This window comes from Streptomyces sp. AM6-12, assembly GCF_044327085.1.
Taxonomy (GTDB): domain Bacteria; phylum Actinomycetota; class Actinomycetes; order Streptomycetales; family Streptomycetaceae; genus Streptomyces.
In genome coordinates, this window is the sequence record NZ_JBIQWN010000001.1 from 189,814 (window position 1) to 214,007 (window position 24,194).

Annotated in this window: 24 protein-coding genes and 1 pseudogene; 14 read left to right on the forward strand and 11 right to left on the reverse strand. The window is 69.8% G+C overall.

Annotated features, from left to right (window positions below):
* Window positions 1–406: 406 nt before the first annotated feature.
* On the reverse strand, window positions 407–1,465 hold the full coding sequence (locus tag ACE4Q9_RS00930) for an aldo/keto reductase (protein WP_397982253.1): 1,059 nt from the start codon (window positions 1,463–1,465) through the stop codon (window positions 407–409).
* 122 nt (window positions 1,466–1,587) lie between these two features.
* Here ACE4Q9_RS00930 and ACE4Q9_RS00935 point away from each other — a divergent pair, with 122 nt between their 5' ends.
* The gene (locus ACE4Q9_RS00935) at window positions 1,588–2,433 is read left to right on the forward strand and encodes a helix-turn-helix transcriptional regulator (RefSeq protein ID WP_397982254.1); all 846 of its coding nucleotides are present in this window, start codon (window positions 1,588–1,590) and stop codon (window positions 2,431–2,433) included.
* 410 nt (window positions 2,434–2,843) lie between these two features.
* On the forward strand, window positions 2,844–3,716 hold the full coding sequence (locus ACE4Q9_RS00940; RefSeq protein ID WP_397987079.1) for a class I SAM-dependent methyltransferase: 873 nt from the start codon (window positions 2,844–2,846) through the stop codon (window positions 3,714–3,716).
* 69 nt (window positions 3,717–3,785) lie between these two features.
* On the opposite strand, the gene ACE4Q9_RS00945 is transcribed toward ACE4Q9_RS00940, so the two are convergent.
* Window positions 3,786–5,468: a CocE/NonD family hydrolase gene (locus tag ACE4Q9_RS00945; RefSeq protein ID WP_397982255.1), complete on the reverse strand. Its 1,683-nt coding sequence runs from the start codon at window positions 5,466–5,468 to the stop codon at window positions 3,786–3,788.
* Between the two features lie 78 nt (window positions 5,469–5,546).
* Between ACE4Q9_RS00945 and ACE4Q9_RS00950 the strand changes: the two genes are divergently transcribed.
* A complete protein-coding gene (locus ACE4Q9_RS00950; protein WP_397982256.1) occupies window positions 5,547–6,215 on the forward strand; it encodes a TetR/AcrR family transcriptional regulator in 669 nt (222 codons plus the stop codon).
* Window positions 6,216–6,242: 27 nt separating this feature from the next.
* Here ACE4Q9_RS00950 and ACE4Q9_RS00955 read toward each other — a convergent pair.
* Window positions 6,243–6,458: pseudogene (locus ACE4Q9_RS00955) on the reverse strand (IS5/IS1182 family transposase); the annotation flags it as partial.
* A gap of 210 nt (window positions 6,459–6,668) precedes the next feature.
* Here ACE4Q9_RS00955 and ACE4Q9_RS00960 point away from each other — a divergent pair.
* The 3 genes from ACE4Q9_RS00960 (at window position 6,669) to ACE4Q9_RS00970 (ending at window position 8,519) form a co-directional block, all read left to right on the forward strand.
* Window positions 6,669–7,235: a hypothetical protein gene (locus tag ACE4Q9_RS00960; RefSeq protein WP_397982257.1), complete on the forward strand. Its 567-nt coding sequence runs from the start codon at window positions 6,669–6,671 to the stop codon at window positions 7,233–7,235.
* A 225-nt stretch (window positions 7,236–7,460) separates the two neighbouring features.
* Complete coding sequence (locus tag ACE4Q9_RS00965) at window positions 7,461–8,222, forward strand: SDR family oxidoreductase (RefSeq protein ID WP_397982258.1); 762 nt, start codon at window positions 7,461–7,463, stop codon at window positions 8,220–8,222.
* A 129-nt stretch (window positions 8,223–8,351) separates the two neighbouring features.
* The gene (locus ACE4Q9_RS00970) at window positions 8,352–8,519 is read left to right on the forward strand and encodes a hypothetical protein (RefSeq protein WP_397982259.1); all 168 of its coding nucleotides are present in this window, start codon (window positions 8,352–8,354) and stop codon (window positions 8,517–8,519) included.
* A gap of 446 nt (window positions 8,520–8,965) precedes the next feature.
* Here the strand turns inward: ACE4Q9_RS00970 and ACE4Q9_RS00975 are convergent, their stop codons facing one another.
* On the reverse strand, window positions 8,966–9,430 hold the full coding sequence (locus ACE4Q9_RS00975) for an ATP-binding protein (protein ID WP_397982260.1): 465 nt from the start codon (window positions 9,428–9,430) through the stop codon (window positions 8,966–8,968).
* Between the two features lie 169 nt (window positions 9,431–9,599).
* Here ACE4Q9_RS00975 and ACE4Q9_RS00980 point away from each other — a divergent pair, with 169 nt between their 5' ends.
* The 4 genes from ACE4Q9_RS00980 to ACE4Q9_RS00995 all read left to right on the forward strand — a co-directional run bounded on the left by ACE4Q9_RS00980 (window position 9,600) and on the right by ACE4Q9_RS00995 (window position 13,469).
* Complete coding sequence (locus ACE4Q9_RS00980) at window positions 9,600–9,971, forward strand: STAS domain-containing protein (protein WP_397982261.1); 372 nt, start codon at window positions 9,600–9,602, stop codon at window positions 9,969–9,971.
* 400 nt (window positions 9,972–10,371) lie between these two features.
* Entirely contained in the window at window positions 10,372–12,021 is a 1,650-nt protein-coding gene (locus ACE4Q9_RS00985; RefSeq protein WP_397982262.1) for a M4 family metallopeptidase, read from the forward strand.
* A gap of 250 nt (window positions 12,022–12,271) precedes the next feature.
* Window positions 12,272–12,613 carry an ANTAR domain-containing protein gene (locus ACE4Q9_RS00990; protein WP_397982263.1) on the forward strand — a complete coding sequence of 114 codons (342 nt, stop codon included), beginning with the start codon at window positions 12,272–12,274 and terminating at the stop codon, window positions 12,611–12,613.
* Between the two features lie 577 nt (window positions 12,614–13,190).
* A complete protein-coding gene (locus ACE4Q9_RS00995; protein WP_397982264.1) occupies window positions 13,191–13,469 on the forward strand; it encodes a hypothetical protein in 279 nt (92 codons plus the stop codon).
* A gap of 31 nt (window positions 13,470–13,500) precedes the next feature.
* On the opposite strand, the gene ACE4Q9_RS01000 is transcribed toward ACE4Q9_RS00995, so the two are convergent.
* A complete protein-coding gene (locus tag ACE4Q9_RS01000; RefSeq protein WP_397982265.1) occupies window positions 13,501–15,015 on the reverse strand; it encodes an SDR family oxidoreductase in 1,515 nt (504 codons plus the stop codon).
* Between the two features lie 458 nt (window positions 15,016–15,473).
* On the opposite strand from ACE4Q9_RS01000, the gene ACE4Q9_RS01005 reads away from it, so the two are divergent.
* Window positions 15,474–17,063, forward strand: a complete 1,590-nt coding sequence (locus ACE4Q9_RS01005) for a PP2C family protein-serine/threonine phosphatase (RefSeq protein ID WP_397987080.1) — start codon at window positions 15,474–15,476, stop codon at window positions 17,061–17,063.
* Window positions 17,060–18,136: a B12-binding domain-containing protein gene (locus ACE4Q9_RS01010; RefSeq protein ID WP_397982266.1), complete on the forward strand. Its 1,077-nt coding sequence runs from the start codon at window positions 17,060–17,062 to the stop codon at window positions 18,134–18,136. The genes ACE4Q9_RS01005 and ACE4Q9_RS01010 overlap by 4 nt, the downstream gene beginning before the upstream one ends.
* A gap of 289 nt (window positions 18,137–18,425) precedes the next feature.
* Here ACE4Q9_RS01010 and ACE4Q9_RS01015 read toward each other — a convergent pair whose 3' ends face one another.
* The 3 genes from ACE4Q9_RS01015 to ACE4Q9_RS01025 all read right to left on the reverse strand — a co-directional run bounded on the left by ACE4Q9_RS01015 (window position 18,426) and on the right by ACE4Q9_RS01025 (window position 21,329).
* Window positions 18,426–19,610 carry a spore photoproduct lyase family protein gene (locus tag ACE4Q9_RS01015; protein ID WP_397982267.1) on the reverse strand — a complete coding sequence of 395 codons (1,185 nt, stop codon included), beginning with the start codon at window positions 19,608–19,610 and terminating at the stop codon, window positions 18,426–18,428.
* A 190-nt stretch (window positions 19,611–19,800) separates the two neighbouring features.
* A complete protein-coding gene (locus tag ACE4Q9_RS01020) occupies window positions 19,801–20,028 on the reverse strand; it encodes a DUF2945 domain-containing protein (protein WP_397982268.1) in 228 nt (75 codons plus the stop codon).
* Between the two features lie 704 nt (window positions 20,029–20,732).
* Entirely contained in the window at window positions 20,733–21,329 is a 597-nt protein-coding gene (locus tag ACE4Q9_RS01025; protein ID WP_397982269.1) for a TetR/AcrR family transcriptional regulator, read from the reverse strand.
* Window positions 21,330–21,415: 86 nt separating this feature from the next.
* Here ACE4Q9_RS01025 and ACE4Q9_RS01030 point away from each other — a divergent pair, with 86 nt between their 5' ends.
* Window positions 21,416–21,841: a nuclear transport factor 2 family protein gene (locus ACE4Q9_RS01030; RefSeq protein WP_397982270.1), complete on the forward strand. Its 426-nt coding sequence runs from the start codon at window positions 21,416–21,418 to the stop codon at window positions 21,839–21,841.
* Complete coding sequence (locus ACE4Q9_RS01035; protein WP_397982271.1) at window positions 21,838–22,686, forward strand: NAD(P)H-binding protein; 849 nt, start codon at window positions 21,838–21,840, stop codon at window positions 22,684–22,686. Before ACE4Q9_RS01030 ends, ACE4Q9_RS01035 begins: the two co-directional genes overlap by 4 nt.
* A gap of 246 nt (window positions 22,687–22,932) precedes the next feature.
* Here the strand turns inward: ACE4Q9_RS01035 and ACE4Q9_RS01040 are convergent, their stop codons facing one another.
* The 3 genes from ACE4Q9_RS01040 to ACE4Q9_RS01050 are packed head-to-tail and all read right to left on the reverse strand — an operon-like array spanning window position 22,933 to window position 24,103.
* On the reverse strand, window positions 22,933–23,358 hold the full coding sequence (locus tag ACE4Q9_RS01040) for a PRC-barrel domain-containing protein (protein WP_397982272.1): 426 nt from the start codon (window positions 23,356–23,358) through the stop codon (window positions 22,933–22,935).
* Window positions 23,355–23,960, reverse strand: a complete 606-nt coding sequence (locus ACE4Q9_RS01045) for a PRC-barrel domain-containing protein (protein ID WP_397982273.1) — start codon at window positions 23,958–23,960, stop codon at window positions 23,355–23,357. The genes ACE4Q9_RS01040 and ACE4Q9_RS01045 overlap by 4 nt, the downstream gene beginning before the upstream one ends.
* Window positions 23,957–24,103, reverse strand: coding sequence for a hypothetical protein (locus ACE4Q9_RS01050; RefSeq protein ID WP_397982274.1), 147 nt, complete (start codon window positions 24,101–24,103; stop codon window positions 23,957–23,959). The genes ACE4Q9_RS01045 and ACE4Q9_RS01050 overlap by 4 nt, the downstream gene beginning before the upstream one ends.
* Window positions 24,104–24,194: the final 91 nt, after the last annotated feature.

A 24,194-nucleotide genomic window follows, 5' to 3' on the forward strand; every position in this document is an offset into this window, starting at 1 on the left:
CCTACCGGCCTCAGACGCCTTCAGGAAGTCGTTGCTGCCGGTGGCGTCGAAGGTGGCGAGGAACCTGGCGTGACCAGCCAGGAGCGATCTCCCGGCCATGGCGCGGGCCGGCCTGCCGCGGGCGGCAACCCCGCTGGGGAGGCCGCCCGTCCGGTGCGCCCCGTAGGCATCATCCCTTGGCCGGTGGAGCGGTCCACGGTGGCGCGGGCCCGGTCGGCCGCCGCGCTGAAGCCGGCCTCAAGGTCGGTGTCGTCCTCGGGACTCCGGACGCGGTCACTCTTCTGCGTCCGGAGCCGCTTCCGGACCGGCTGCCAAAAAGTGGTCTCCCCCGTGTCGTACGGCCCTTGGGGCGGACACGCCGGGGCCGAGGACGGTGGCCTGGCCGTCCTCGGCCCCGGCATCGAGGTCAGCGGTGGGTCGGGATCTTCAGCTCGCCCCGGGTCACCGCGCGGATGTGGTCGCTCGCGAGCAAGTCGTGCGGGTAGCCGAGGCTGATCGCGCTGATCTCGTCGAGGCGGGCCAGTTGGGCGGCGGTGAAGTCGACCTCCAAGGCGCCGAGATTGTCCTCCAGTTGGGCGGGTGTGCGGGCGCCGATGACCGGGGCCGTCACGCCGGGGTTCCGCAACGTCCAGGCCAGTCCGACCTGGGCGGGGGTACGCCCCGTCTCCCCGGCGACCTCACCGACGACGTCGGCGATGGCGAGATTGCGTTCGGTGACCGTGCCGAGCGCGACGTTGAAGGCCCTGCGGGTGCCGTCACCGGCGTCCGCCCCGGCCAGGTCGGCGCGGCCGTACTTGCCGGTGAGGACGCCACCGGCTAGCGGCGAGTACGGGACGACGCCCAGCCCCATCTCGCGGGCCATGGGGATCAGGTCGCGCTCCCCGGTGCGCTCGACCAGGTTGTACTCGATCTGCAGCGCGACCAGCGGTGACCAGCCGCGCAGGTCGGCGACGGTCTGCATGCGCGAGATCTGCCAGGCGGGGGCGTTGGAGATGGCCACGTAGAGGACCTTGCCCTGCCGGACGAGGTCGTCCATGCCACGCAGGATCTCCTCGACCGGTGTCGTGAAGTCCCAGACGTGCAGGTAGAGCAGGTCGATGTAGTCCGTGCCCAGCCGTCGCAGACTCGCCTCCACCGAGGCGGACAGGCTCTTGCGGTGACTGCCCGAGGAGTTCGGGTCGCCGGGGTCGCGCAGCGTCGTGTACTTCGTCGCCAGGACCAGGCTCTCGCGCCGGTCGCGGACGAACTCGCCCAGCAGGCGTTCCGAGGTGCCGCCGCTGTAGGTGTTGGCGGTGTCGATGAAGTTTCCGCCGCGCTCGACGTACAGGTCGAACAGCTTGCGTGCCTCCTCCCGCTCGGCGCCCCAGCCCGATTCGGTGCCGAAGGTCGCCGCGCCCAGGGCCAGCGGTGAGACCCGGAGCCCTGAGCGGCCCAGCAGCCGGTAGGTGTCGAGGGTGAGCGGCATCGCGTCCTCCTGTGCTCGTGATCGTGTTCGGTGCCGGGAACAAGGCTGCGCCGGAGGCGGGACCGGCGTAAGGGAAGAAACGTCCTGGGAACGCCGGTCCTACCCTCGTTGTTGCAACGGGCATGACGACGCACACCGTCTCCCCCACCGTGGACACAGCACAGGAACTGGCCGCGTTCCTGCGAACCCGACGTGAGCGGCTGGATCCGCGCGACTTCGGCCTGCCGTCGCGCAGACAGGCGCGGCGGACCCCGGGGCTGCGCCGTGAAGAGGTCGCCGAACTGGCAGGGGTCAGCGTCGACTACGTCGTACGGCTGGAGCAGGCACGCGGGCTGCGGCCCTCGGCGGAGGTTCTGGAGGCGCTGGCGCGGGCGCTGAGGCTGGGCTCCGACGAACGCGCCTACCTCTTCGACCTGGCGCGGCAGCGGGCCCGCCACATCGACGACCCGGCCACCACCGCGGCACCGCCGCTGGCCCGGCTGGTCGCGGACCTGTCACCGATGCCGGCCATGGTGATGAACCACCGAACCGACATCCTCGCCTGGAACGACGGGATGGCGCGTCTCCTGCTGGACTTCGACACCCTGCCGCCGGAGCGGCGCAACGCGATGTGGCTCTGTCTGATGCACCCGCGGACCCGTGACCTCTACGTCGACCGCGATCGGGTCCTGCGGGAGGGCGTCGCTCATCTACGCGCCGCGTGGGCCGCGCACCCGGACGACCGGGTCCTGGCCGGTCTCATCGCGCAATTCACGTCACACGTCGACGGCTTCGCCCACTGGTGGGCCGAGCAGGACGTGAAGGGGAACGGCCGCGGCAGCAAGGAGATACGACACCCCGACGTCGGCCCGGTCTCCGTGCACTACGAGGTGCTGACGCCGACGCAGGACGCGGACCAGCGGCTGATGATCTGCCGTCCGGCGGACGAACGGAGCGAGGCGGCCTTCGGCCGACTGGGCGCACGGTGACCTCGGCGCGCACGGTGCCGTCGGGGCGCCGGCCGGTCGTCAAGGGATCCTGTCGGTCGCGGCGATGCCGCGGGCGTTCGGGGCGCGGGCAACCGCGACGCAGGAGGGCGTGATCATCGAGGGCGCCGCGCGGCAGCACGCGGCGGGGGCCGACAAGCCGCGGTGGCCACCGGATCGGGATCACGACCGCCGTCGCCGACACGTCCGCGTCCGGACGCACCGTCGTCTACGGCTGGGCACTCGATGGTGACACGTTGCCTGAGCGATCCCGGTCGGCCTCGTACGGCCGGCGGCCCGCTCCCTTCGTCCGTCGGGAGAAGTGGGCGCTACCGCCCGTTGGCCGGCTTGCCCGCGGCGGTGTCTATGCTGGCGCGGTGACTGATGCGCGGGAGCGGGTGCAGCCGTCGGGAGTGTGGGCCACGGCGGTGGGAGTGGCCCGAGTGCGGGCGCTGGAGTCTGAGCGGGAGAACGCGCTGTTCCGCGACCCGCTGGCACGGGCCTTCGCCGTTGCCGGCGGCCTGTGGCCTTCTTCGCCACCGCTGCCCGATGCCGAGGCCGCGCGCCGCCGCCGGCTGGCCGTGTCTTTCTCGATCGTCATCAGGACGAAGTTCCTCGACGACCTGTTGCAGCGGGCCTCCGCCTCCGGAATCCGGCAGGTCGTGCTGCTCGGCGCCGGCATGGACAGCCGGGCCTTCCGGATGAACTGGCCCGAGGGCACCCGGCTGTTCGAGGTCGACACCGCCGCGCCACTGGACTTCAAGGCATCGGTGCTGCGCCAGGAGCGGGCCGTCGCACGCTGCGAGCGGATCACCGTCGCGGTGGATCTACGGGAGGACTGGCCAGGAGCGCTGGCCGCCGCAGGGCACGACCCGGCGGTACCGACCGTGTGGATCGCCGAAGGTCTGCTGATCTATCTGCCCGAGGACGCGGTCGAACTGCTGATGGCCCGGATCAGCGCGCAGTCGGCGGCAGGCAGTCGGATGGGGCTGACCTTGGGCTCACGCGGCGTGATCGAGCGCTTCAGCGCGGACGCCGCGCCGGGATCGGCTGCGTCCATGTGGGTCTCGGAGATGCCCGACGACCCGGTTGGCTGGCTGGCCGGGCACGGCTGGGAGGCGGACACCCACACCCTGCGCGAGCGCGCTGCCGCCTACGGCCGCCCGATCAGCACCCCGCCGCAGCGAGAGGAGCGGCCCGGCGGACTGGTCTCGGCGGTTCGCCGGCAGGATCGGTCAGGGTTCACCGTCGCAGGACCGCGCAACTCATGCCGGCCCGTCCCATGAGGTGCGGGCGGATCTCGCGTGGGGCTCCCGACCGGCGGGCTCGTAATTCTCAGGAAGGTGTCGGGCCGGTCACCCCTTGGGGATCACGGGTATCTCCAGCGTGGAAGCGCGACCGGGCGCCCAGAAGATGGTGGCTTTCCCTGAGGTGGTCGGTTGGTAGCGGGTGGGGAAGTGACCGAAGAGGGGGTTGCGGGGCGGCTGATACCGGCCGGCCACGGTGAGCCGCAGTTTGTCGCCGGCGTGGAAGTAGGTCGCCGACGAGCTCAGCGGGATGAGCACTTCGACTTCTTCGTCGTCTTCGACCGGCTGAAGCGTTCGGAAGGTGTGCTCGGGCTGGTGGGGGGTGCTGAGCACCGGGTCGAGTTCGCGGAGCGCGAGACGGAGGCGGCCTTGCGCGACCAGGTCTCGCCCGTACCCGTAGGACCCCTCGAACGGGACCGGCGCGTCGTGTGACCACTTCTCGATGCCGGCGAAAAGCCGGGGGTCGTCGGCGCCGGTGGTAGCCACTCGCAGTCGCAGTGTCATCGGGCCGCTCAGCTCAGTGTCCTCGTCGAAGCGATAGTCGAAGACGGCCGCGTTGCGGCGCAGGTCGAACGTGACGCTTCCTGCGCCACCCTCGACATCGCTCAGGACGCCTCCCTCGCTGAGCCAGAGTTGGCGCCAGTCGGTGCGTGCGAGCGGCCATTCCTGCTCATCTCGTACCTGTACGACATGATCAAGCCGGTCCCTGATCTCCAGCCGCAGGCGGGGTAGCGGGGGAACGTCCCGTTCACGCAGGTGCCGGTCGAAGAACGCGAGCTGGGCCCGCAGGGCTTCTTCACCGTAGAAGGAAGCCCACTTGGGTCCGCGATGGGTGTACGCGTGCCGTTCTGTGGAGCCGACGCGCTGGAAGGCACGCATCGATCCCACGCTGTGGAGGTTGTTGTCCGAGAAGCTGGTGCAGACCAGAATCGGTACGGTGATCTTCGACAGCTGAGGAGTCAGGGACTCCCACCATGCGTCTCGCAGCGGATGCTTGCGCCGCTCGGCCGCGATGTCGGTCTTCAGGCGCGCCACACGGCCGGTGAGGAACAGCCAGACGCGGGCGAAGCCGTTTTCGACGACCCCGCCGGGGGTGAAGAAGTCACGGTAGGCGTCGGTGAACCCCTCCCAGGGAGAGATCGCCTCCAAGGCGGGCGGGTTGAGCGCGGCGACCTTGTACTGGGACAGGGCGAGATATGACACGCCGAGCATACCGACACGGCCTGTGGACCAGGGCTGCGCTGCGGCCCACGCGATCACCTGAGCGATGTCGTCGGCTTCCTGGTCGGAGAGCAGGTCCCCGCGCCCTTCCGAGCGACCGCCACCGCGGGTGTCCAGGTTGATGACCGCGTAGCCGTGCTGGGCCCACCACACCGGGTCGGGGGCTTCCCAACTCGTCTGGTCCGAGATCCGTAGCGGCTCGGACTGATTCATGATCCGGAACTGCGTATTCAGGGACCACTTCCCGCGCTTTTGCTTCGGCACGGAGTCCTTGCCGTAGGGGTGCGCGGACAGGAGGACCGGAAACGGGCCGTCACCGGCGGGGCGCCACAGATTCAGGCGCAGCGTTACCCCGTCGCGCATCCGCACCGGCACGTCCTCGTCTTTCCTGATGTCCGAGGGCATCGGGTAGACGGTGACTGGGGGGCGCAGCGCCGTCGCGACCCTGCGACGCGCGTAGGTCGCCACACAGGGGCGCTTCCATGGCCGATCGACCGTGTTCTTCGTCATGCCATCGTTCTACCATGCTTTTTAGTGACGTTCTAGAGCAGTTGATCGACACTAAAAACCATGGGGTATGCTGCTGCCATGAGCGTTGACGATGCCGGCGAGCCGCAGCACCGGAGCCGCCAGAAGAAGGTCGGGGACGCCTTGCGGCGGGAGACCCGGGCCAGGCTGCTGGAGGCCGCCGCCGAGGAATTCGCGGCACGCGGGTATGCGCAGACGACGGTCACCCGGCTTGCCGCCGCGGCCGGGGTTTCGGTTCCGACCCTTTACCTGGTGTGGGGGAGCAAACGCGAGCTTCTTCGCGGGTACATGGAGGAATGTCTCTCCGGAGCAGCTTCCTCCCCGGAGGACGCTGCCTCACGATTCGCGGGCTTGCCACCGCTGGAGCGCCTCGCAGGCCTGGCCGAACTCGTCGCGGAAGTCGCCGAACGTGCCGCGACCGGATGGCGCCTCTACCGAGAAGCCGCAGCCGTCGACCCTGAAATCGCCGCCGACTGGAACGAACTTCAGCTCCTCCGGCACCGGCTCTTCGCCCGAGTGCTTGACGGAATCCCCGAAGCCGCGCTGGCCGACGGCCTCACCCTCGAAACCGCGATCGACACGGCATGGGCGATCGCGAGTCCCGACGCCTACGACCTCCTGGTTCGCCGTCTCGGCTACAAATGCGACGATTTCCGCGACTGGATGAAACAAACCCTGACCACGGCCATACTCGCCCCCGCCGCCGTTGCTGACGCAACCAGGGCCTGAGAACGTCGTCCGAGACTGTGAACATGGGGACGGGTACGCCGTGTCGGCCAGGACCACGTCCGGTGTGATCCTGGGACGGCCCGTCCGTCTGGGCACCCGTAACCGGGCCAGGACCTGCTCGAATACGGGTACGCCTGCGGCCTGACCCGGCGTGATGACGAACGCCGGCGGTCGGCAACGACCATCCGCGACGAGGTGGATCTTCGTGGTCGGTCCACCGCGGGACCGTCCGAGGGCATGGTCTGGCCCGGACTGGGTCGTCACGCTCGACTCACCACCGTCCGAGCCCACCAGCACGCCGCCGGGGTCCGCCCCGAGGGGCCACGGCAGGCGAGCCGGCAGTGAGATCCGACGAGCGGGCTGGACTTCAGCTCATCCCGCGGGCATTGGGGCCGTGGACCTGGACGAGCCGCCCGCCGCCTGACTGTCATTGGCCACCTGTTTGCTTGGCATATGACCGACAAGATGAGTCACAGTGATGTCCGCCCAACTCCGGCTCTCGCGCCCGATGCCGAAATGGTGGAGCCCTCGCGGTTCAGGATCCGCAACGTGAAGATCAATGGCCAGGGTGCCGTGGTGCACGTCCAAGGAGGCGGTTCGTACCACATCGATTTCGAGCTGTTGCATGATTGCTCGGGATGCGGCAACGCCGTCAACCAGGTGATCGTTGGGCTGGCGGGTCAAGATCGTGCCCAGGCGTCGGTATGGAACGGCAAGCAGCGCAGCGGGGGCGGCTTGAAGGTGGTCAATGCCGGCACGCACGTCGAGGCGCTCGCGGAGGACAACCCTGGTCCGGCGGAGTGGGTGGATGTGTCGTGCGATCTCGTTGTTCCCGATGAACCCGGCGTGTACTCGGTTCGAGCACGTTACGCCCAGGCGTATCAGGGACGCCTGATGACTGCCGAAGGGCGTGTGATCCCGCAGCCGGAGTACCAGGACGTGCTGGGTTGGTGGAAGGTGGACCGTCCGGAGGGGCCCGGCCCGGAATCGACCATAGGCACCATCATCGTCGAGGCGTGAAGCTGCTGGTGGTCGCCCCGCCGACGTCGATCGCGGCCCAGCGGTCCGCCTCACCGCCACCGAGTCCGCCGCCGCAACCACCGGAAGTCCCTCATCCTCACCGACCAAGAGGTCACCTCGCGAATGGGCCACCCCGGGACGCGAGTTCGGGAGAAAAGTCAACTTTGAACAGTTGCTCCGCGGGGGCCTAGATTCAAGGTCGGCCCATCCCACAGGAGGAACACCATGGCACGCCCTGATCGTCCGACAGCCCTCGTCACCGGCGGCAGCCGCGGGATCGGCGCCGCCACCTCGCTGAGGCTCGCTTCCGCGGGGTTCCGCGTGGCGGTGAACTACTTCTCGAACCGCTCCGCGGCTGAAGAGGTCGTCGCGAGGATCGAGGCGGACGGCGGCAGCGCCTTCGCTCTCCAGGGAGACGTGCGCGACGAACAACAGGCCGCCCGGCTGATCGAGCAGGCGGCAGTCGACGGCCGCCTCGATGTCCTGGTGTGCAACGCGGCCGCTGCCGCCTTCACGCCCACACCGGTGAGCTCCTTGTCCTGGTCTGACTTTCGTACGAAGGTGTCGGACGAACTGGCCGGCTCCTACATCCTGGCGCAGCGTGCGCTGGCCCTGATGGAGAAGCAGGGGCGGGGAAACATCGTCTTCGTCTCCAGCACGGTGGCCGACGGTCCGCCCGCCCCCGGAATGACCGCCCACGGAACCGCCAAGGCCGCCCTGAACACGTTCGCCCGCTTCCTGGCGTGCGAGGCCGGCCCCCTGGGTGTCCGTGTCAACGTGGTCGCTCCGGGTTTCGTACGCACCGAGGCCAGCGCCCACATGCCGAAGGCGGTCCAGCAGCAGCTGGCGGACCGGGCGCCGCTCGGGCGCGTCGCGGAGGCGGACGACGTCGCGAGGGTCATCACGATGCTGGTGGGCGACGACGCCCGGTTCGTGACCGGGGCGGTGGTGCCGATCGACGGTGGGACGAGCGTGTCCCGCATGTAGGCCGTGCCCGATGGAACCGGGCGAGGTGTGCGGAGGTGAAGGTGCTCCGGGACTCCGCGGGCGCCACCGCGGTCACCGTCATCGAACCCCGCGCCGCCCGGCACCGGGAGGCCGGGAAGGCCACGACGCATGGCCACGCCCTTCCCGCCGGTACGGTTCGCCGCCGCCGTCTGTACGAACGCCACCCGCGCGCACGGTCCGCGCGTGGGCTGGGACACCCAGGGCAAGCGGCGGTGCAACACCCGGCGGTACGTCGAGCTGGAGAAGAGGCAACTCCCGGCGCGCGTCCACAAGTAGCGGATCGTTGAACGCTTCCTGGCCGTCCAGCAGCGACGACACAAGACGCGGCAGGCCGCCGAACAGGAGCACCTGACGGCGATCGAGGCCCTCTTCCGGCGCCAGAAGGCCCTGACCGGGCCGGTGGTGGCGTTTGTCTACCACGGGGCCGGCCGCATGCGGTTTCTGTCCCGTGGTCGGCCGTCGCCCCGCGCAGACGCTCGGCCCGTTCCGCCCGGCGAGCCCGCTCCTGCTCCGCGCCCGCCGACGGCGTTCCGTCTCCTCCCGGCGGGCCTCCCGCTCGGCCTTTCGCCGCCTCCTGCCGCCGCATCAACTCGTGCTCCGGTTACCGACCGGCTGCAACCGTCGCTGTTTGCCGGTGGGCGAGGATGCGAAGCACCTTCGGGCAGGGTTCGCCCGCCGTTGAGAACCGAGACAACGCGGCCGGAACCGTCGCCGCAAGGCGGTCAGGCCGGTCGCCCACCGGTATCGTCGGTCAGGGCGAGGCGGGCCGTGATGCGTTTGCCGACCGGCTCTCGCCGGGCTTCGAAGCCCTGGACGAGGGCCATGACGATCTCCAGGCCGTGCTGTCCGACACGGCCGGCGTCCGCGGCCCGTGCGATGGGCAGCACCGGATCGGAGTCCCACACCGAGACCTCCACGCTGTCGCCGGTCACGCGCAGGCCCAACAAGGCGGAACCGGGAGCGTGTTTGTGGGCGTTGGTGACCAGCTCGCTGACCACCAGTTGCGTCACTTCCATCGTGCGCCGGGAGACGGGCAGGCCGTGCTCGTCCTGCACACGGGCTAGGAAATCAGCCGCGAGGCGGCGGGCCCGGGCGATTCCGGCGCCATCCCCGTCCAAGACCACCGTCGTCTGTACAGGCTGTTCTCCCGGCCTGATGTCGTCCTCGCCCACCGGCACCACTTTCATCGCCGCCGCCTTCACCGCTCCGCGCGCCTACCCCCGCCTTACACGGTGCACGCCTCGCACTCTCCATCAGTCCCCTGCCGGTGCCGACAGGGCGCTGCCCGCACTATGCGAGTCGGCACTGCGGACTCGGTCCGGATGTGCCAGTATCGCCCACATGGCCGAAGGACATATGACAGACGCACAATCCACCGACCGGGCACCGCAGTCGGCCGGTCTGTCGATCACCGCCACGACGTCCGACGGCATTCACGTGGTGACACTGGTCGGTGAGATCGACCATCACACCGCCGGGACACTCCGACAGGCCCTGGACATCACCGCCTCCGGAGCTTTCCGCATCGTGGCCGACATGCGGCAGGTCACCTTCATGGACTCCAGCGGCATCAACATCCTCATCAGCGCCCACCACGCCGCCACCACTGCGGGAGGCTGGCTGCGCCTGGCCGCACCCACCGCCGCCGTCCTGCGCACCCTGCACATAGTCGGTATCGACCAAGTCATCGACTGTCTGCCCACGCTGCCGGACGCCCTCGCCCTCTGACAGCGCCTGCCGGCGGCGAGTCCGGCGACATTCCACGCGCTGCGCCAGGCGGAGCCCGACCCGTGACGCGGCTGCTCAACAGGCCCCCCGCGTCGGCCAAGGCTCCCTGACGGCAACCTCCTGTCCACGGCGGCCGCCTACTGCCCGTGCGGCCTGCCCCGGCAGCAGTCCTCGCCACCCAGCTCTCGTGGACACATGCCGGCGTCCAGGTCCTGGCGCAAGTCCGGCTCAGTTCCGTCTTTGTCTGCGAACAGTCAAGTCACGCTCAACATTCCGCCTCACTCATGACATGTACACAACCTTGATGCCACCATCACTCCACACCCCACACGAGCATCAACTGGCATAACCAGGACGCCACTTGCTTGCAAGGCGGCCCCAACCCCCCACAAGGAGCCCCGTGACGCCCCTCCACATGCGTCACCAGCGCATCACTCTGGCCATCGCCACGGCTGTTGCCGCAGGCACCCTGCTCTCCACCGGCCTGACCGCCAGCGCAGCTGCCGCGGGCAAGGCGGACAACAGGACCGCGGGCGCCCCGGCCGCGTTGTCCACCGCTGCCCACGCCTCCCTTATGCAGCAGGCGCAGGCCGGTGCGGCCCGGACCGCAGAGAAGATAGGTCTCGGCGCCAAGGAGAAGCTGGTCGTCAAGGACGTCGTCAAGGATGTCGACGGCACGGTCCACACCCGCTACGAGCGCACCTACGCGGGCCTGCCGGTCCTCGGCGGCGACCTCGTCGTCCACACGTCCAAGTCCGGCAAGACCGAGGGCGTCACCAGAGCGACCAAGGCCACCATCAAGGTGGCGTCACTCAACCCGCAGGTCTCAACCGCCAGGGCGCAGAACCTGGCGATATCTGCTGCTAGGTCCCTCGGTTCGGCCAAGTCCAGCGCGGACGGCTCACGCAAGGTGATCTGGGCCGGCTCGGGCAAGCCGGTCCTCGCCTACGAGACGATCGTCGGCGGCTTCCAGGACGACGGCACCCCGAACCAGCTGCACGTCATCACCGACGCGGTGACGGGCAAGAAGTTGTTCCAGTACCAGGGCATCGAGAACGCGACCGGCACCGGTAAGACCCTCTACTCCGGCACGGTCAGCCTGAACACCACACAGTCGGGTTCGACGTACCAGCTCACCGACTCCACCCGTGGCGGCCACAAGACCTACAACCTGGCCCGCAGGACGTCCGGTACGGGCACTCTGGTGGCCAGTTCCAGCAACGTCTTCGGAACCGGCACCGCATCCAGCTCCTCCTCCGACCAGACCGCTGCCGCGGATGCCGCGTACGGTGCTCAGGAGACCTGGGACTTCTACAAGAACACCTTCGGCCGCAACGGCATCAAGAACAACGGTGTCGGCGCCTACTCGCGCGTCCACTACGGAAGCTCGTACGTGAACGCGTTCTGGGACGACAGCTGCTTCTGCATGACGTACGGCGACGGCTCCGGCAACGTCGACCCGCTGACATCGCTGGACGTGGCCGGCCACGAGATGAGCCACGGGGTCACCTCCAACACCGCCGGCCTCGATTACTCGGGTGAGTCCGGTGGCCTGAACGAGGCGACCAGCGACATCATGGGCACCGGCGTGGAGTTCTACGCGAACAACGCGTCGGACAAGGGCGACTACCTCATCGGCGAGAAGATCAACATCAACGGCGACGGCACCCCGCTGCGCTACATGGACCAGCCCAGCAAGGACGGCGCATCGGCGGACTACTGGTCCTCGGACGTCGGCAACCTGGACGTCCACTACTCGTCCGGCGTCGCCAACCACTTCTTCTACCTCCTCGCGGAGGGCAGCGGCGCCAAGACCATCAACGGCGTCTCTTACGACTCGCCGACCTACGACGGCTCCACGGTCACCGGCATCACCCGGGCCAAGGCGCTCCAGATCTGGTACAAGGCGCTCACCGAGTACTTCACCTCCACGACCGACTACTCGGACGCCCGCCAGGGCACTCTGCAGGCGGCGGCCGACCTCTACGGCTCAGGCAGCGACGAATACAACGCCGTGGCGGCCGCATGGTCCGCCGTCAACGTGAACTGATTCACCGCGGGTCAGGACGGCAGCGTGGCCCTCGCGGGCGTGGGCCACGCTGCACCGCGCACCTCACGCCCGACCCGCTGCCTGATCCACACGGCTCGGAGCGATCCCAAGCACCCTGAGCGGCAGGTCGCCGAGACGTGTGCTGGGGATGGGCCTCGGGCAGGTGCTCCCTATGCGACCTCCCCAGGGGCGAGACAGGCAAGACCGCACCCGATCAACTGGTGTGGGTGCAAGCCGTACAGCGGAGCGTGTGGGGGAGGACGGCCTCACCCAGGACGAAGCCTTGATGTTGCGGCGGGAAAATGGGCAGCTCAAGCACGCGATGGAAAGCCGACCGGTCATCGATATGGCCCGTGGTGTGCTGATGGCCGGCTTCGGCTGCAATCCAGGCGGCCAGCCGGCGCGGGTCGGCGTTGTGCGCGAGGTCGGCCGCCAATGGGAGATCCTGGTCACGATCTCCCAGCGCACCAACACCAAACTGAGGGACGTCGCCGAGGCGGTCACCCTGGCCGCGGCCGGGAAGCCGATGCCGGAGGGGCTGCAGGAGCATCTGGCGACCGCCGTACAGTCCTGGCAGGCCGGACGGACATGAGCGGGACCTTCTGAGATAGCCGGACCCGACCTGCGGGCTGGCTCCGCATCACGAGCAGGGGCTGTCCCGGCGACGCTCTCCTCCAACCTGGCGACCTGGCCCTATGAGCTCGGGCCCGGCACCCCGCTGCCGAAGTCCGGCGTCGCGGGCCTGCCACCTCGTCTACGGCTGCGCCCCGAACTGGTGGGCCGTCCCGGCTCCGTCATCGGACCGCCCGCCGACTGAGCCCGCCGACCGTCTCGTCTCCGAACTCCGGTTGGAGCACGTGGTATTGACTTGTCCAGACGGTTGGCGCGATCGTTTGGCGAAGTCGATGTCGGCGGATCACGGCGGTGTTGAGCCCTGTCCCCCACGGCCCGCTCCGGAGGCAGAGATGCGGAACTCCCTCGTCCGTCCGCCCGCTTGGACCACGCTGGCGGTCCTGGCGGTCGCAGGTGCCCTTCTGAGCGGGTGCGGTGACAACAAGGACTCCGCCGCCGATCCTCTGAAGCATCCGTGCAGGCTCCTCACGGCCGCAGAGGGCAAAGCCGTACTGCGGCGCTCGCCGGGGCCCCAGTTGGAGATCGTGAATGGTGACGTGAGTGAGTGCGCGTACAAGGCGGGGGGTCTGTACATCGCCCTGTTACACGCGCCGTACACCGGAAAGTCCTTCAAGGCCGTGGTCGACGGCACCAAGGGGAAACGGACTGCCGTGCCCGAACCCGGACTCGGCGATGCCGCTTACAGCTTCCGCGAGTCGGGCCGTGAGCCCGCCCTGCTCGACGTCCTCAAGGACGGCCGGCTCGTGCAGATCACCGCGCCCACCGTCGCCACCGGCCGCCAGGCGGCTCGAGCCGTGCTTCGGCGACTGGGCTGACACCGCCGCCGCCCGGGGTGGGGCCGACCGCCTACCGGGTCCGGGCGGCGGCCCGGACGATGTTGCGGGCCATGCCGCCGAAAACGACCGCGTGAAACGGCGAGACGCCCCACCAGTACAAGTGTCCGAGGAGTCCGCGCGGGTGGAACAGAGCGCGCTGCCGGTAGCGGACCGGCCCGCCGCTGTCGCCCTCCACCCGCATCTCCAGCCAGGCCAGGCCCGGCAGCCGCATCTCGGCGCGCAGTCGCAGCAGTTGTCCGTGCACGATCTCCTCCACCCGCCAGAAGTCCAGCGAGTCCCCGACCCGCAGCCGCCGGGCATCGCGCCTGCCCCGGCGCAGGCCGACGCCGCCCACGAGACGGTCCAGCCAGCCACGCACCGCCCAGGCCAGCGGGAAGGAGTACCAGCCGTTCTCCCCGCCGATGCCCTCGATGACCTGCCACAGCGCCTCCGCCGGCACCTGGGCCGCGCACTCGCGTACGTCCGTATAGAGGCTGCCACCGGCCCAGTCCGGGTCGGTCGGCAGGGGGTCGCTGGGGGCGCCCGGCACGGACGCCGACGACCAGCGGGTGGTGACCTGCGCCTCGCGGACCCGCTGCAGTGCCAGGGAGACGGCCTGATCCAACCCGAGAGGATGACCGGGTGGGCTGGGTACGTACCGCTCGATGTCGTTCTCCCGGCACACCACCTCGTGGCGCAGCGATTCGGTGAGCGGGCGCGCGATCGCGGCCGGGACCGGCGTGACCAAGCCCACCCAATGGCTGGACAGACCGGGTGTGAGCACCGGCACCGGCACCACCAGGCGGCGGCGCAGTCCGGCGACGGCGGCGTACCGCTGCATCATCGTCAGGTAGGTGAGTACTTCGGGGCCGCCGATGTCGAAGCTCCGGCTGACCTCGGCGGGCAGGCGGGCGCAGCCCACCAGGATGCGCAGGACGTCCCGCACGGCGATCGGCTGGATGCGGGTGTGGACCCAGCGCGGGGTGACCATCACCGGCAGCCGCTCGGTGAGATAGCGCAGCATCTCGAAGCTGGCCGACCCCGAGCCGATGATGACGGCGGCGCGCAGCACGGCCGTCGGTACGCCCGAGTCGAGCAGGATCCGGCCGACCTCGGCGCGGGAGCGCAAGTGCGGTGACAGATCACGCTCGCGAACGCCGGGCGGGGCCAACCCGCCCAGGTAGACCAAGCGCCGCACACCGGCTCCGCGAGCTTGTCCGCCGAAGATCCGGGCCGCCGCCCGGTCGGTGCGCTCGAAGTCGCGGCTCGTGCCGAGTGCGTGCACCAGGTAGTAGGCCACATCCACGCCCGCCATGGCTCGCGCCACGGAGTCCGCGTCCGTGACGTCTCCCTGGACGATCTCCACCCGGTCCGCCCACGGGTGGTCGCGCAGCTTGCGCGGGGTCCGTACCAGGCAGCGCACGCGGTGGCCGGCATCCAGCAGTTCCGGCACCAGTCGCCCGCCGATGTAGCCGCTGGCGCCGGTGACGAGACAGGTGACAGCCTCGCCCGCGGCCCCCGTCTTGTCCTCTGCCAAGGGGACCACCTCTTTCCACCGGTGTGCTGGGTTCGCCGGATCGCGTTCCCCGTCCTCTCCAGCGTGCCGCCCGCACGGCCGGATGAACGGCGTGTACGGGACATTCGGGTGACTCCCAGCGGTTTCTCCCCGGTGGGCGCGACCCGGCCGTGGTGGCTGACGCGGCGGCCGGCACCGGGGTGGCGGCGCTGCGCTTCCGCCGACGGCGCCGGGACGCCCTGGGACCGGTCGGTCATGAAGAGAACGGCGTGGCGGCCCCGCGGAAGACTCCGCGCAAGGTTGCGCAGGCGGCACGCGGCGAGAGATGGTTGCAGGAAGACAATATTTACCAGCATAGAGAGGCGGTTGGGTGCGCACGATGCGTTCCCCTGCTTGTGATTCCTTCCCCCGTCCCTCCCGCGCACTCGCGCGGCTCTGCCGCGCTCTCCGAAGCTGCGTGGCTTAGGGCTCCGTACCCGGCCCTGGTGATGGACCGGGCCGGCACGGTCATCGAAATCAACGACTGCGCCCGCCGTCTGCTCAACCACCACCGGGACGAGGCCCCCTCGGAGCTCGTGGTGCCCGGCTGGCTCGCCCGGGCTCATCACGCCAGGACGGGCGCGGACACCGGTTCCGGTGCTCCCGCTGTCTCTGGGATGATCGCAGAGCGCACTTTCGAGGCCCATTGCACCGTCGTCGGTCGTGCGGGGGAGGTCGCGTGGTCGCTCGTGGACAGCTCCGATCTGGGCCTGGCCGAGCACGCCCTGGCTGAAGAGCGGGAGCGCGCGAACCTGCTCGCGCAGATCTCCAGCGCGCTGCTGTCGTCATTGAACGTCGAGCGCTGCACGGAAGTGACCGCGCAGATGGCCGCTGATCACCTCGCGGACGCGGCCGTCATCGTCTCTCCCGCGCAGGGGCGGCATCACCCGCTGGCCTACGCCCAGGCCGGAGGCAAGGTGACGCAGACCACCGCCGCGATCGACCCGGCGGCCGTGCCTGGGCTGGCCGAGGCCCTACAGGGCTTCCCACCGGTCCCGACCCGCTGGATCAGCCCCGCCGACATTCCGGGCTGGGCCATCCCGCCCGGTTTCACCGGCCCGATCGGTTCCGTGATCGTCACCCCGCTGCCCGGCCACGGCGTCCCCGCCGGCGTGCTGATCCTGCTACGCGCCAGTTCGCAGGCAGCGTTCAGTGACGGCGAGGAGGTCTTCGCGCGGCTGTTCGCCGCCCGGGCCGGCACCGCGCTGTCCGCCGCCCGCCTCTACAGCGAGCAGGCCGGCATAACCGCGGTGCTGATGCGCGATCTGCTACCGCCGGTGCTGGAGCGCGTATACGGCGTCGACTACGCCGGCCGCTACCGGGCCGCCAACGACCACGAGCGCATCGGCGGCGACTTCTACGACGTCCACCCTGGATCGGGCCCCACCCAGGAGACCTTCGTCATCCTCGGCGACGTGGCAGGCAAGGGCCTGGAGGCCGCCGTGCTGACGGGCAAGATCCGCAGCGTGTTGCAGGCTCTGCTGCCGCTGTCGGGCGACCACCAGCAAATCCTCACCCTGCTCAACGACGCGCTGCTCAGCTCGCACCACTCGCGCTTCGCCACGCTGGTCCTGGCCTCGGCACGGCGCCGGGCGGAGCGGGTGCACCTGCGGCTGACGAGCGCCGGGCACATGCCCCCGCTGATCATTCGCAACGACGGACAGGTGGAAGAGGCCTCCACTTCGGGGCGGCTGGTCGGAGCCTTGCCGCAGGTCGCCTCCACCACGGTCCATGCCGTTCTCGCTCCCGGCGAGACGTGCCTCCTCTACACCGACGGCATAACCGAAGCCCGCGGCGGACCGCTGCACAATGAGTTCTTCGGCGAGCAACGCCTGAAACGGGCACTGACCGAATGTGCCGGGATGCCCGCGGAGGCGGTCGTGGAGCGAGTGCAGATGCTGGCCGCCCAGTGGCTGGGCCACGCACGGCACGACGACATGGCCACTCTCGCCATCAGCGCGCCCAGAACCGGCCCCCTCACGCTGGTGCGCGGCGACGAGGACCGACAGCGGCATCGTGGCAGGAGGAGCAGTTCGTGAACATCCCCCACCCGTCGTGGGTGAGCGAACTGGGTGACCGTCTGTGGGCGGCTGCCTCCGGCGGCGACGAATACACAGCCGTCGGCGTCATCGACGACGCTCTCGCCGCCGGCCGCGACAGGGAGACGCTGCTGCTGGAGGTGATCGGCGCAGTCCAGGAGAAGGTCGGCGTCGAATGGGCCGCCAACCGTATGACCGTGGCGCAGGAACACGCGGCCACCGCCATCAACGAACGCGTCATCGGCGCCCTCGTCCACCGCGGCCGGACCTCGCCCGGCACCCCACGCGGCCGGGTCACCGTCAGCTGCGTGGACGGCGAATGGCACGCCCTGCCCGCCCGGCTGGTAACCGAAGTGCTGCGGCTACGCGGCTGGCAGGTCGACTACCTCGGCGCGCAGACGCCCACCCCGCACCTGATCTCCCATCTGCACGCCACGAACCCGGATGCAGTGCTGTTGTCCAGCTCCCTGCCCACGCACCTGCCCACGGCGCACACCGCCATCGCCGCGTGCCAGGCCGTCGGCGTCCCCGTGCTGGTCGGCGGACGCGCCTTCGGCGCCGACGGCCGCTTCGCCCGGACCCTGGGCACCGATCGATGGGCGGCCGACGCCCGAGGCGCCGCCGCCGTGCTCGAAAACGGACTGAGGCGGCCTGATGCGGCCGCCGCCCGTCAGACGGTGGATGACCTGCCGCACCTGGCCGACCAGGAGTACACGATGATTGCCCGCTCTCGCGGACAGCTGGTCAAACAGACCCTCGTCGACCTCGAAGAGCGCCACCCTGCGATGCGCTCCTACCGCCACGACCAGCGTGAGCGCACTGCCGAGGACATCGCCCACATCGTCGACTTCCTCATCAGCAGCCTCTACGTCGACGACACGGTGCTGTTCACCTCGTTCGTGACGTGGACCGCCGACGTCCTGAACGCACGCGCCGTCCCCACCCACTCACTGACCACCGCACTGGCTGTCCTCACCGAGCATCTGCACGACTTCCCCCGCGCCACCGTCCAGCTCAAAGCCGCCGCCGCCTGCCTCGCCGACCTCGCGCCCGGACCCAGCACCCACGCATAACCTCCCGCAGGAGGCCCTGCGTCTCCAGCACGCGGGCGGAAGGCGCGTTGCTTCGGTCTTGGGACCCGGGTTGCCCTTGTCAACTCCCATGCCAGAAGCGTCCGAGTCCGCGCAGGGCATCACGGCGTCGATGAGCTCCGTCAGACTGTCCACGTCACCGACGCCGCGGCCCACGCGGCCGACTGTGAGACAGACGGGAGCGGGCCTGAACGGCGAGGCGCTTACGGCCGGGGCGGTCCCTGGACCACTGCTCAGGTCGTGCGGGCGCGACGTTCTGCGGAGACGGGTTTCAAAACGCGTACCGAATCCGCAGCCAGGGCGCGTGCGCCGCGACCAGCTCGCGCAGGTCGTGCACGGCCTGTGCCTTGACGTGGTTGCGGTAGCGGACGTTCAGCGCACCGTTCTCGGAGCGCTTCGCCTGCTGGAGGTGCGGCTGCCAGAGGAGCTCCTCGCCTCTGGGGTGCCAGGCGAGGTTGACCTCGTGCAGGCCCTGGTTGTGGGTGAGCATGATCACTTCGGCCGCCGCCTGGCGCTTGACCCGCGCCGGCAGTACCTCGTCCAGGTGTTGCAGCAGGTCGGCCCACGCGTCGCGCCACCCGGGGCGCAGTACGACGGGAGAGAGGTTGAAATGCACCTCATAGCCCGCGTCCAGGAAGTCCCCGGCGGCCGCGATCCGCTCGTCGACCGGAGAGGTACGCAGGTCCAGGAGCCGCGAGTCGTCCGTCGGCATGAGGGAGAACCGGATGCGCGTGCGGCCGCCCGGGTCGTAACCCAGAAGGTCCGGATTGACGAACTTGGTGGCGAAGGACGCCTTGGCCGTTGGCCACTGCCGGAAAGCGTGCACCAGGTCCGCCGTGTTGTCGCAGACCAGGGCGTCCACCGCGCAGTCGCCGTTCTCCCCGATGTCGTACACCCACGCTGTGTCGTCGCACTGGTTGGGTTCGTGTTTCCTGCCCTGTCGCGCAACGTGGCGGCCCAGGTGAGCGATGATCTGCGCCGTGTTGGTGAAGACAGTGATGGGGTTCGCGTAGCCCTTGCGGCGCGGGACGTAGCAGTAGGAGCAGGCCAGCGCGCAGCCATTGGACGGACTCGGGGCGATCCAGTCGGCGGATCGGCCATTGGGGCGGGTGATCAGGCTCTTCTTGATCCCGAGGATCAGTGTCTCGCCCTTGACACGGACCCAGCGCCGCAGGTTGCCCTCGTTCCCGTGGAGCCCGGGGATACCCCAGTGCGAGTCGACCTCGATCAGACGGGCCTGCGGAAACCGGCCCAGAATCTGCCGGCCGCGCGGTGACGCGGCCGCGGCGGGCTCGGCGTAGATCTGCCGTACGGGCAGCAGACGACGTGCCGCGTCACTGGTCCGGAAGGTGCCGTCGGCTGCCCGCGAGGCAGAAGGATCGCCCGGCGCGACGAGGGACTCCAGACCGAACAACGCGTCGCCGCTGTCGTCCGACGCGGCAGACAGTCGGGTCATGACGGGCTCCGGAGGCGACGGTCTTGCGCGAGGGCTCGGCCGCGGCGAAGCGGCGACCAGCCGATGCTCAAGCCTACGCCCGTCGCGGAGGTGCGACGGCAGCCGGCGGCGCCGCCGTCCACGCGGTCCTGTCAAGCACGCCTCCGGGTCGGATGCCGATCGCCTCGCGCGCGGGGTCGTCCACGCCAGCTCACTTCTTCTTCAGTGCGGACGGCTTGTGCACCGCTGTCCTGCCGGACTTGTCACTGCGCACCTCGTACTGCGGATCGTCCGGCGACGCGTCCACCGTGCGGCCCGCGGCCGGTGTCCGATCGGTGATCTTCCTTTCCACGTCCCCCTCCGCCTGGCCGCCGTGACTGCGCCAGGTGACGTGATCACCCTTCTTCAGTTCCTTGCCCGCATCACGCCTTTTCGCCATGCCGGCCCTCCTTCGCACATCTGTTGTGATCCGCTGTCACTCCTCCAGCGTGGCGGCTCTCGGCCGATTCCGCGACGCGCCCACCCCGGCGTGCACCGCGGGAGCAGTTCAGGCAGCGCGACACGGGCGGCGGCGCGACGGGCCGGGGCGCGTGGAGTCCGACTGGGTTGCGTTCGGCCATTTCACCGTCGTCCGCGCTGCTCAGCTGCGGGCTGACCACCAAGATCCACCTGGCCGCGGACGGTCGTTGCCGACCACTGGCCTTCGTCCTCATACCCGGCCACCCCCGCAGCCCTCCGACCGACCGCGAGGCGTGCACGAACAGTGGCGCGGCCTGGCCGCCCGCCTACGACAAGAACGCCACCATCCACTCGCCGTACTCCACCTCGCCGCCATCTGAACTGGTCAGCGAGGTGAACCGAAAGAAACCTCCCGGCCGCGAACCGGCCGAGCCGTCTGAAAGACCGCACCGGCTGATCGAGCCGCCCTGGGCCAGTGGAGAGGCGACCTGGAGTCCTCGGCCGATGCCGCAAGGACCCCCGAGCGGCATGTGGAACACCCGTGTGTGTCCCTCTCGCCGACGGCCGTGGGGTCACCATCGGTGGCACGGCCTCCGACGGGCGCGGGTCTGCTCCCGGCGCAGACGTGCACCACGAGGACGGAACACGAGACCACCGCCGCCCAGCAATGTTCACACGAGGGGATCACCCGCCAAGCGGGCCGGAGGTCACAAGTCGTGCGGTGAAGTTCGCCAACCGCGCGCGGAGAGCCTCCCGCGGTACGCGTTCTTCTCCGGCCAGATGCTCGACGAGGTCGGCTCGCGTGGCGGCGAGCAGGGCGTGGGCCGTGAAGTCGCTGTCCATCAGGCCGGGGATCTGCTCCAGTACGGCTCGGAGCAGGCTGTGCCACCGCTCGTAATGCTCCGCCCGGTACGGGCTGCCGCTGCCCCCGCCGTCCTCAAGGGCCAGCGCGAGGCGCCGGTTGTCGAGTTTGAAGCACAGGACGGCGTCGAGCAGAGCGGGTACGCGCTCCTGCGGCGGGGTCGTGGGACCCAGGGGTGGCGGGCCGGTTTCGACGGCCTCCCTGAGCGGTTCGAGTCGCACCTCGTACAGCGCGCGGAGCAGCCCGGCGCGGTCGCCGAAGGCCCGGAAGACCGTGCCCTTGCCGACGCCGGCCGCCGCAGCGACACCCGCCATGGTGACGTCCTCGGGACTCCCGCAGCGGGTGAAGAGTTCGTCGGCGGCCGCGAGCACGGCCTCCCGGTTACGGGCGGCGTCCTTGCGGGACCGGCGTTCCGTCATGCTGCTCCTCCGTTTGCAAAGCGGACCCGTGGTCCGTATCTTCGAAACGGACCCATAGTCCGGATTCTACGAGCTGGAGTACACCCATGTCCGCACCGACTTCCCCCGCGGAGCTGTACCGGCACAGCCTGCGACTACTGCTCGACAAAGACATCGCCGCCTGGGTCGCCCTGTGGGCCGGCGACGGCGTCATGGAGTTCCCCTTCGCCCCCGACGGCTGGCCCCGGCGTCTGGAGGGCAGGGAGGCCGTCGCCGCGTACATGCGCCGTTACCCCGACCACATCGATCTGCACGACTTCCGCGATGTACGCATCCATCAGACGACCGATCCGGGGACCATCGTGGTCGAGATGCGCGGCGTCGGCCGCATGGTGGAGACGAACGCTCCCTTCGACATGACATACATCGCCGTCGTGACCGTTCGGAACGGGCGCATCGCCTCTTACCGCGACTACTGGAACCCCCTCGCCGCCCAGGAGGCCGGCACCGACTTCGCCGGGAGCAGCCGATGACCACCACCGCCACCACCTTGGTCACCGGCGCCACGGGCACCATCGGCAGCCGCACGGTCGCTCAGCTGACGGCCGCGGGCCACCGGATCAAGGCCGCCAGCCGTCGGGCGACCGCGGTCGCCGGTGCCGAGGCAGTCGCCTTCGACTGGTACGACCCTGCCACCCACGCGGCCGCCCTCGACGGAGTCGACCGCGTCTACCTCATACCGCCTCCGGGCGAGCCCGACCCGGCGACGGTCATGCTGCCGTTCCTCCAACGGGCACGCGCCGCGGGCGTGCGCCGTGCCGTGCTGCTGAGTTCCTCGGCGATCCCCGAGGGCGGTCCGGCGGTGGGAGCAGTGCACCAGGCCCTGCCCGGCCTGTTCGAACAGTGGGCGGTGCTGCGGCCGTCGTGGTTCATGCAGAACTTCACCGGCGCGCACGCGCACGCCCACAGCATCCGCGACGAAGGGATCATCTGGACCGCCACCGGAGACGGGCGGGTCGGTTTCGTCGACGCCGAGGACATCGCGGCCGTCGCCGTCCGCGCCCTGACCGACGAGCGGGCCCCGGACACCGACCTCGTCCTCACCGGCCCCGAGGCGCTCGGCTACGACGACATCGCCACGACCATCACCGAGGTCACCGGCCGACCCGTGGTTCACCGCCGGCTGTCCTACGAGCAGATGCGCGACCGACTCGCGACCCAGCTGCCCTCGGAGTTCGCCGCGATGCTGGCCGGCATGGACTGTGCCATCGCCGAAGGGGCGGAGGACCGCGTCACGGACACCGTCCGGCGCCTCACGGGTCGGCCTCCGCGCTCCTTCCGGGCCCTTGTCGAATCTCATGTGCGAGGCGGCAGTTGACGTTCCGGTGAGGCTCCGGTGCGGGGCCCCGTGTGACCTGCGGGGCTCCACATGATTCGGTTCGGGCGTCGTGCGGGGAGCACCTGTTCGCAGACCGAGCCGGACGGGCTCGGAGGGAGCGGCGGGTGACACGCTGCCCTGATCTTCCGGTGCGAGACCATTCGGTACCCGCAGAGCTCCGCCGCCCGACAGCCCCTCGCAGCCGAACCGCCAAGCCGCTGTGGCAAGCCCGTCCGGAACGCTCAGTCAGACACCCCGTACGACGACCGCGTACTCACCGACACCCAGGAGGTGGTCCCCGGAGATGTCGCCGAGGGCCGTGTACAGCGTCTGGATGTGCCCGGTGGTGGGGTCGAAGGCGATGTCCTTGACGGTGCCGTGCGCGGTGCCGTGTTCCGTGAGGAGCCGCTTGCCGAGGATCTCGTGATGGGTGGGGAAATCGTGCCGTCCGCCACCGGCGGAGGCGGCGGACCGTACGACGACGGCGTCCTGTCCCACTCCTTCGACCAGGTCCCACGCGATCGTCGTCGCGTGTTTCGGAGCGCCGGACAGCCGCACGCAGACGACGCTCCTCGTGCGCGGGTCAACGGTCAGGTCCTCCACGCGGCCCAGTTGTTCGGCCTCCTCCCTCGTGATCACCGGCAGGCCACGGGTCCGACTCAACAGCCTCATGCCTGGGCCTCCTCGGTGGTCGTCGGTGCGAGGTGGGACGGCCGCGCGGTGTACCGGCGGAACGCCTCGACCTGGGCACCGAAACTGGGCAGGTCCTCCGCGACGAAGTGGCGGGCGTGCGCGGGGACGACCATGGCCCGCCCGGAGACGGCGAGTTCCTCTCCGCGCGGAATGAACGCCCTGCGCTTCTCGTGCTCGGTGTTCTCCTTCATGGCGATCTCGAAGCCGATCACACGACCGCTGCCGCCGGCCTCGATCACGACGTCCAGGACCGTGCCCGTTTCGGTTCCCTGGTCGGTGAGGACAGGTGCGCCGATGACCTGGCCGTGCTCGGCTTCACCGGCCTCCAGGACCGCCTTCCGCTCCGCCAGGACCGCCGTACTGGGAATCATCACGGCGGACGGTCCGATGGCGTGGACTCCGGAGAACGGCAGGCTCACCTTGAGCGGACCGGCGAGCAGGCCGCGCCCGCTCAGGGTGAAGCCGGTGATCCGGCCTGCTCCGGAGTCGAAAACGGTGTCCTTGACCTGGGCGACCGCCTCGCCGCTCAAGGTCACGACCACCCGCTTGGTCAGTTCCGAGGCGAGCAGTGGGGTGATCACCGCAATCCCTCCCCGCCCCGCCTGCGGCCCGAACGCATGGCGATCACCGTTCCGCTACGGCGTTTGGCCTGGACCACCAGTGCCACCGCGGCGAGCAACACCGCCACCGCGATGAAGAGGACAACCCAGCCAGACCATTCCATCGCCGACCTCCTTCTGCATCTCCGCCCAGGGCGTGGCCCCTTGTGGGGCGTCCCTGGCTTCCGGCTTCCCGCGCAGACGGGTTGCACGCCT